The sequence below is a fragment of the Nonomuraea sp. NPDC047529 genome, from assembly GCF_040642995.1.
Taxonomy (GTDB): Bacteria; Actinomycetota; Actinomycetes; order Streptosporangiales; family Streptosporangiaceae; genus Nonomuraea.
On record NZ_JBEYTJ010000056.1, the window covers coordinates 1 to 7577 of the forward strand.

Consider the following 7577-nt stretch of genomic DNA (forward strand, 5'->3'; position numbering starts at 1 on the left):
GTCAGGGCCTGGGGTCGGCGTCACCGGTGGCGCGCCTGCGGCGGCCGGCCACGACGGTCGCGGCTCCGCCCGCGACCAGCGCCGCCGCGGCCACCCACAACCAGCCGGGCACGCCGCCCGAGCCCGTCTCCGCCTCGGCCTGGGCGACCGGTGACGAGGAGGCCGCCGGGGCGACCTCGGCCGAGGTCCCGGTCGGGGTCGGGGTCTCGGTCGTGGTCTCGGTAGGGGTGGCTTCGGGCTCGCTCGCGGTCGGGGTGGCCGGGGCGGTGACGGTGAAGCGCAGCTCGCCGGCGATCGGGTGGCCGTCGGAGGAGACCACCCGCCAGGCCAGCCGGTACCGGCCGGGCTCCAGCGGCGCGGCCGGTTCGGCCTTCACCGTGACGCCCTGGGCCCGCGGCTTGCCCAGCGGCAGGTTCTCGCCCGCCGGGCCGTCGAGCACGAGGGTCGGCAGGGTCATGCGGGAGGTGAACTCCAGCTCGATGCTCTCCACCTGCGCGACCTTGGCGCCGTCGGCGGGGGAGCTGCTCTTCAGCCGGTCATGGGCCAGCGCGGCGGGCGCGGCGGCCAGCAGCAGCAGCACGGCGCCGCCGACGGCGACACCGGCACGACAGGCCGCCCGGAACGGACGGCGTACGGAACGAAGGGAACGGGTCACTGCGAACTCCGGAGATCCGGCATCCGGCTCGACCGCCGGATGGGCATGCGGTCCGGCGCGCGACGGGACGGAGTACGTGCCGCGACGGCGCCGGCTGGGTCGTCTACCTGCCGGGAGGCACGCGGGACCCGCCGCATGACGGGAACGTCAGCGGCTGAGGGGCCGGGCGTGCCGGGTGGCGCGGGGCGGGCCGCGCCGGGAGAGCACCGGAGCCAGCAGCAACGCCCGGTGGCCCGCCACGCGGGGCCAGAGCGGGCACGCGCGGGCGGGCCCGGCGGGCGGCGGCGCCAGGACGGACAGCCAGGCGCACAGGACGGTCCAGAGCCGGGCCAGCCGGACCGTGCTCAACCGCAGCAACGCCGCCAGCGCCGCGTCCCCGCGGGCCAGCCACCAGCTCGACGAGACCGCCACCGCCAGGTGGATCACCACCATCCCCGAGGAGCCGTGCCCGTGGGCCCCGGCGGGCATCCCGGCGGGCAACGCGGCGGACGGTCCGGCGGACACCGGCAGGGAGGCGTCGAGCAGGTGGCGCAGGCCGTACCGGGCGGACTCGGAGGCGTCGAAGAGCTCGTGGAGGCCGTACTGGGCGGCCACGCACATGGCCAGCAGCAGCGGCCATCCCCGGGGACGGGAACCGGCGGCGTAGGCGGCCGCGAAGGTCGCCGCGACGGCCAGGGCGAGCGGGCCGGGCGCGACGGCCGTGCCGCCGACCAGCGTGTGCAGGGCCGCCGAGGCCAGGACGCAGACGGCCGTGAACACCGCGGCGCGAAGCGCGCGGAACACGGGACGGGCGACCTGCACCCGGCCATCGTGCCAGAGCCGGGCAGGGCCGTCATCCGCGTCCTTGCGCACCATACGGGGGCGCCGGGTCAGTGGTGTTGCGGCGTCTCGAGTTCGCCGCCCACCCGGCCTCGTAGCCGTTGCAGCAGGTCGGACGCGGCCACCACCACCCAGCGGTCGCCCACCAGGTAGGCGCCGCCGTACGCCTGGGCGAGGTCGAGCCAGTCTCGTTTGCCCTTGTCGGTGGTGAACGTCACGATCGTCAGGCGGCCCTGGGGGGTGTCGCAGGCCGCCTGCCGCAGTTCGGCGGCGTCGGTCTGCAGCTTGCCGGCGGGGCAGCCGAGCAGGGTGGTGAGCTGTTCCATGCTCGCGGCCGGCAACTTCGGCGCGACGGCGGGAACGGGGGCGGGGGGAGCGGCGCCGTGATGGTGTTCCGCCTGCCGTATGGGGGCGGGGCCGGTCGCGCACCCGGCCAGCAGCGCGACGCCCAGCGCCACGACGACCGTCAGCCGCGAGGCGTGGACCGTGGACCTGAGGTCGGTGTGCCGCCGGAGCGTCGATCCGGCCGGCGCTCCGGGGTGAGGGGTACGGCGATTCTGGCGTCGCCACCGCTGGTTCATGTGTTCGCTCCGAGAGTGGCTGGGTTCACGAAACCGCACCTGACGTCTTCTCCGCCTCCGGCGGCCCTGCGGACCGTGCGGCCCCAGCCGCCAAGGACCTGCACGACGCTTCCTGATGCGCGGTCAGGGGGTGGGGGCGGGGGAAGGAGGTGGGGGTTCGGGGAGTTGGTCATGGTCGACCAGGCCGGTCGATTCCAGGTACGTCATGTGGCGCATGACGAAGTTGATGCCTTCTTGGGCGAACTTGCGGATCTCCTCGTTCCGGGTCCCGGCCCGTACGAGGGCCAGGGTGCCGAAGACCTTGCCGTGGGCGGCGCGCAGCAGGTTCGCGTAGTCCTGGTCGAAGGCGGGGCCGCTCTCGGCGGCGAGCTGGGCCAGCCAGCGCTGCTGGTCGGGGTTGGGTTCGTCGGGCAGGGCGACGCCGAGTCTGGCGGCGGTGTCGCGGGTCAGCTGGTCCAGCTTCTGGTGCTCGCCCATGATCTGCTTGCCGACCTGCTTGACGCGCGGCGACTGGGCGCGGGTGGAGGCGTAGTCGCCCGCGGGCATCTCCCACAGGCCCGCCTGTCGCACCTTGATCAGCAGGTCGATGTCGGCGGCCGAGAGGGGGCCCGAGGGGGTGCGGGTCCGTTGCGCGTCCGCGGGGTCGATCGAGGGGGGCAGGATCAGCAGGATCGTCGCCGCGGCCGCCGCGACGAAGCCGCCGAGCATGAACATCTCACCGCGCAAGAGCCTCTGCATGCTCGGAGGTACGCGGGGCCGCCGGAAACGGTTCAACGTCATCCAGCACGATTCTTCATATACCCCCTCTGGGTATATATTGCCGAGTTATGAGACGTCTTGCACCGCTTGTTCCGGAGAAGGCCCCTGAGAAGTCCCGTCAGATCCTGGAGGACATCGTCGCCAGGCACGGCGGGGTGGGGGACATGGTGTCCACGATGGCCCACTCGCCCGCGTTGCTCCAGGGCTATCTGGACTTCTCCCGCGCGATGAAGCGGGTGAAGATCTCGCGCTCGCTCAGCGAGAAGATCTCCCTGGCCGTGCAGGAGTGGATCGGCTGCGGCACCTGCCTGGCCGCGCACACCGAGGGCGCGCTGGCCGCGGGGCTCAGCGAGGCCGACGTCGCGCTGGCCCGCCAGGGCACCTCGGCCGACGCGCGTGAGGCCGCGCTGATCTCGGTGGCGGTGCGCGTGCTGGTGGAGCCGTCGTCCATCACCGACGAGGAGGTGGCGGGGCTGCGGGAGCTCGGCTGGAGCGACCGGGTGATCGCCGAGGTCGTCGGCCTGGTCTCGCTCAACCTGCTGACCGGCGCGTTCAACCTGCTCGTGGGGAACCAGCCGGAAGAGCAGTAGGCCGGGGCGGCGTGGCGCCGGTCATGCGGTGAGCCGTTCGCGGGCCGTCCGATCGTGATGTACTGGCTCATGGCGATCGGCGATGGTTGGAGGACGACATGACGCTGCGCGAACCGGGGGCATCCCCGCAGCGCCACCAGGCACACGCCGGCGCGGCCGACGCGGTCGACGCCTTCATCGCCGCGGCCAACTCCGACGATCCCGACCACCGTTCGGCGCTGCTCAGCCGGGCCCTCGCCGCCGACGTGGTGTTCTGGGGGCCGCTCGGCCGCGGGTCCGGCCGGGGCTCGGTGGCCGACTTCATCACCGAGGTGGTGCAGGGCTACCGGGCCGGTGGCTGCCGCATGGTCCGTACGACGTCCGTTGACGCGCCGCACGAGTGGGCCCGGTTCGGCTGGCGCTTCGAGGGGCCCGACGGCGCCACCGTCCTGTCGGGCACCGACATGGTCCATCTCACCGCCGCCGGCGACATCGACGAGATCGTGGTCTTCGCCGGCCCGCTGCACTGACCCCCCGTACTGACCCCTGTACTGACCGCCGCCGTCCCGCCGGGCCAGGACCTTAGCCCCTGCGCCTCCGGGACGTTCGCCGCTGCCGCCGCGCCCCCGCAGGAGGGACCGTGGAGGTGGAAAGCGAGGTGGCGATCATGTCGATCGAGGTCAAGGACGTCATGGGACGCGTGGCGATCGCGGTGCTGGAGCATGCGTCGTTCGCCGACATCGTGGCGGCGATGAAGCGGTACGCGGTGGGCGCGGTCACCGTCATCGACGCCGACCGGCGGCCGGTGGGCGTGGTGTCGGAGGACGATCTGCTGCTCAAGGAGACCGGCCACGCCCGGCACCCCGTCTCCGTCTTCGAGTCGCGCGCGCGGCGGCAGGAGCACCGCAAGGCCGCGGCCGTCACCGCCGCGGAGCTGATGACGTCGCCGGCGGTCACGGTCACCCCGGGCATGCCGGTTCGCGAGGCGGCCAGGATCATGCACGCCCGCCGGGTCAGGCAGCTCCCGGTGATCGACCCGGTGACCGGCCGCGTCGTCGGCACCCTGCACCAGCGCGACGTGCTGCGCGTCTTCACCCGCCCGGCCGCCGAGCTGGAGGCGGACGTCAGGGCGGTGCTCCCGCAGGACGGGACGTACTCGGTCGGGATCGACGCCGGCGTGGTCACGATCGCCGGCCGGGTGGCGACCAGGTCGCGGGCGGCCGCGCTGGCGGAGTCGGTGCGGGCGGTGGAGGGCGTCGTCGACGTCGTCGCCGAGCTCGACTGCGACCAGGACGACCTGTTCACCGTCCCGCCGCTGCTGTAGAGGCGGAGGGGCCCGGCGGGCTGATTCCGGCGGCGAGGGCACGTGCTGGGACACTGAACGGTATGTCGGAAAGTGAGCAGCGTAGCCTGATGCCCCAGATGCGGCTCGACGAGCTGCTGGCCGAGCTGCAGACGAGGCTCAACGCCGTCCTCGCCACCCGCGACCGTGTGCACGCGCTGCTGGAGGCCGTCGTGTCCGTGGGCAGCGACCTCGATCTGGAGACCGTGCTGCGGCGGATCGTGGAGACGGCCACCAAGCTGGTGGACGCCAGTTACGGCGCGCTCGGCGTGGTCGGCGAGGAGCAGACGCTCGTCCAGTTCATCCCGGTGGGGCTGAGCGAGGAGGAGATCGCCGGGATCGAGCACTGGCCCCACGGGCTCGGCCTGCTCGGCCTGCTGATCAAGGACGCCCGCCCGCTCCGGCTCGGCCGCATCTCCGACCACCCCGAGTCGTACGGCTTCCCGCCCGGCCACCCGCCCATGGGCACCTTCCTCGGCGTCCCGGTACGCGTCCGCGACGAGGTCTTCGGCAACCTCTACCTGACCGAGAAGCGCGGCGGCGGCGACTTCGACGAGGAGGACGAGGCCATCGTCGTCGCGCTGGCCACCGCCGCCGGCGTCGCCGTGGAGAACGCCCGGCTGTACGAGGAGTCGCGCAGGCGCGAGACCTGGCTGAAGGCGTCCTCGGAGATCACCACCAGCCTGCTGTCCGGAGCCGGCTCCCGCGAGGTGCTCACCACCATGGCGGCGCGGGCCCGCGAGATGTGCGACGCCGACCTGGTCCAGGTGCTGCTGCCCGACCCGTCGGGCCGGACCCTGACCGTCGACGTGGCCGAGGGCGACGGCGCCGACGAGCTGCTGGGGATGGAGTTCGACGTCTCGGCCACGCTGGAGGGGCAGGCGTTCACGCAGGCCGAGCCCCGGTCCGAGCGGGACCTGCCGGGCGCGGCCTACCCCGACTCGCCGCTGCGGCGGCTGGGCTACGGGCCGGGCCTGATGGTCCCGCTGGGCGCCGCGCCGCGCGTACGCGGGGTGCTCATGCTGGCCAAGTGCGGCGGACGGCTGCCGTTCAGCGGGGCCGACCAGCAGATGCTGGAGTCGTTCGCGGGGCAGGCCGCGATCGCGCTGGAACTGGCCGAGACCCGCCGCGACGCCGAACGGCTCGGCCTGCTGGAGGACCGCGACCGCATCGCCAAGGACCTGCACGACGTCGTCATCCAGCGGCTGTTCGCGACGGCGATGACGCTGATGAGCACCGTACGGCTGGTCGAGCGGCCGGAGGCGGGCAAACGGCTCCAGCACGCCATCGACGAGCTGGACGAGACGATCCGGCAGATCCGCTCGTCCATCTTCGCCCTCCAGGCCCCGCGCGAGGACACCGCGCCGAGCCTGCGCACGCGGATCGTCGACCTGGTGGAAGGGGCGGGCGCGCACCTGGGGTTCATGCCGGGTCTGCGCATGGAGGGCCAGATCGACACCCTGGTGCCCGACCCGGTGGCCGAGCACCTGCTGGCCGTCCTGCGCGAGGCGCTGTCCAACGTGGTGCGCCACTCCCACTCCACCCGGGCCGAGGTCTCCATCGAGGTCGCCAAGGGCGGGCTCACCCTCGTCGTCGGCGACAACGGTGTCGGCGTGGGGGACGGCGGGCGTCGCAGCGGCCTGCGCAACATCGAGGAACGGGCCGCCGACCTGGGCGGGGCCGCCGAGCTGGAGGCGCAGGAGGACGGCGGCACCCGCCTGCGCTGGCACGTCCCGCTGTGACGACCCCCGAAGCCCGTCGCGCGTCCTAAGTCCCGGGTGGTCGGGACCTTCGTCCATACCCCACGTCATGCCCGCTGAGCTGTGATGGGACAGCACAGCCAGGTGGCCGCGGCCATGTCCGGCCGCCCCCACCTCCGCATGAACCACGTGAGGAAGACATGACGACCGCACCGGCCACCACCCCCGGCCGCAGCCCGGCGTTGATGCTCACCCTGGCGACCCTGGGTTTCGCGGTGAACTTCTGGGCCTGGGCCCTGCTCAGCCCGCTCGGTCCGCGTTTCAAGGAGCTGCTCGGGCTGTCGGCCGGGCAGCAGGCGCTGCTGGTGGCCGTCCCGGTGATCGTGGGGTCGCTGGGCCGCATCCCGGTCGGCGCGCTCACCGACAGGTTCGGCGGGCGGGTGATGTTCCCGCTGGTCTCGGCGGCGACCATCGTCCCCGTCCTGTTCATCGGCCTGTTCGGGCAGACGTCCATGGTCTCGCTGCTGATCGGCGGGTTCTTCCTCGGCATCGGCGGCACCGTGTTCGCCGTCGGGGTGCCGTTCGTCAACGCCTGGTTCCCGCCGAACCGGCGCGGCCTGGCCGTCGGGATCTTCGGCGCCGGGATGGGCGGCACCGCGATCAGCGCGCTGACGACCGTCCCGCTGGTCCGCGCCGGCGGGCCCGCCGTGCCGTTCCTCATCACCGCCGTCGTGCTGGCCGCGTACGCGTTCCTGACCATGGCCGCCGCGCTCGGCGCGGGCAGCGGCGCCACCTTCGCCCTGGTCGCGCAGGTCGCCCCGGCCGACAAGGTCGGCACCGTCACCGGCCTGGTCGGCGCCGCCGGCGGGCTCGGCGGGTTCGTCCCGCCGCTGGTGATGGGCTTCCTGTACGGCCGGCTCGGCTCGTACGGCGTCGGCCTGGGCCTGCTGGCGGCCACCGCCGTGCTCACCCTGGCCCTGACGGTGACCGCGGTCCGCGCGCGGGCCGCCCGCCGCGTGGCCGGGCCGGTCGCCTCACGCTGACCGCACCCCACGAAAGAGCGGGGGCGCGCCGGCGGGCGGGCCCCCCCCCGAAGGGGGGGAAGGGGACGGGGCAGATCGCGAGTGCGGCGGGGGGGGGGAGAGTGTGGGC

9 protein-coding genes are annotated in these 7577 nt (G+C 73.8%); 5 read left to right on the top strand and 4 right to left on the bottom strand.

Annotated features, from left to right (window positions below):
* Position 1 precedes the first annotated feature (1 nt).
* The 4 genes from ABZ815_RS47645 to ABZ815_RS47660 all read right to left on the bottom strand — a co-directional run bounded on the left by ABZ815_RS47645 (position 2) and on the right by ABZ815_RS47660 (position 2793).
* Positions 2-655 (bottom strand): copper resistance protein CopC, encoded by a 654-nt coding sequence (locus ABZ815_RS47645; RefSeq protein ID WP_357708624.1) that lies wholly within the window; start codon positions 653-655, stop codon positions 2-4.
* A 147-nt stretch (positions 656-802) separates the two neighbouring features.
* Entirely contained in the window at positions 803-1456 is a 654-nt protein-coding gene (locus tag ABZ815_RS47650) for a hypothetical protein (RefSeq protein WP_357708626.1), read from the bottom strand.
* Between the two features lie 68 nt (positions 1457-1524).
* Entirely contained in the window at positions 1525-2055 is a 531-nt protein-coding gene (locus ABZ815_RS47655; protein WP_357708628.1) for a hypothetical protein, read from the bottom strand.
* 123 nt (positions 2056-2178) lie between these two features.
* On the bottom strand, positions 2179-2793 hold the full coding sequence (locus ABZ815_RS47660) for a DUF4142 domain-containing protein (RefSeq protein ID WP_357708630.1): 615 nt from the start codon (positions 2791-2793) through the stop codon (positions 2179-2181).
* An 89-nt stretch (positions 2794-2882) separates the two neighbouring features.
* Here ABZ815_RS47660 and ABZ815_RS47665 point away from each other — a divergent pair, with 89 nt between their 5' ends.
* The 5 genes from ABZ815_RS47665 to ABZ815_RS47685 all read left to right on the top strand — a co-directional run bounded on the left by ABZ815_RS47665 (position 2883) and on the right by ABZ815_RS47685 (position 7468).
* Complete coding sequence (locus ABZ815_RS47665) at positions 2883-3404, top strand: carboxymuconolactone decarboxylase family protein (RefSeq protein WP_357708633.1); 522 nt, start codon at positions 2883-2885, stop codon at positions 3402-3404.
* Between the two features lie 98 nt (positions 3405-3502).
* Complete coding sequence (locus tag ABZ815_RS47670) at positions 3503-3913, top strand: nuclear transport factor 2 family protein (protein ID WP_357708636.1); 411 nt, start codon at positions 3503-3505, stop codon at positions 3911-3913.
* Positions 3914-4023: 110 nt separating this feature from the next.
* Entirely contained in the window at positions 4024-4707 is a 684-nt protein-coding gene (locus ABZ815_RS47675) for a CBS domain-containing protein (RefSeq protein WP_357708638.1), read from the top strand.
* Between the two features lie 62 nt (positions 4708-4769).
* Complete coding sequence (locus tag ABZ815_RS47680) at positions 4770-6467, top strand: GAF domain-containing protein (protein WP_357708640.1); 1698 nt, start codon at positions 4770-4772, stop codon at positions 6465-6467.
* A 158-nt stretch (positions 6468-6625) separates the two neighbouring features.
* A complete protein-coding gene (locus ABZ815_RS47685; protein ID WP_357708643.1) occupies positions 6626-7468 on the top strand; it encodes an MFS transporter in 843 nt (280 codons plus the stop codon).
* Positions 7469-7577 lie beyond the last annotated feature (109 nt).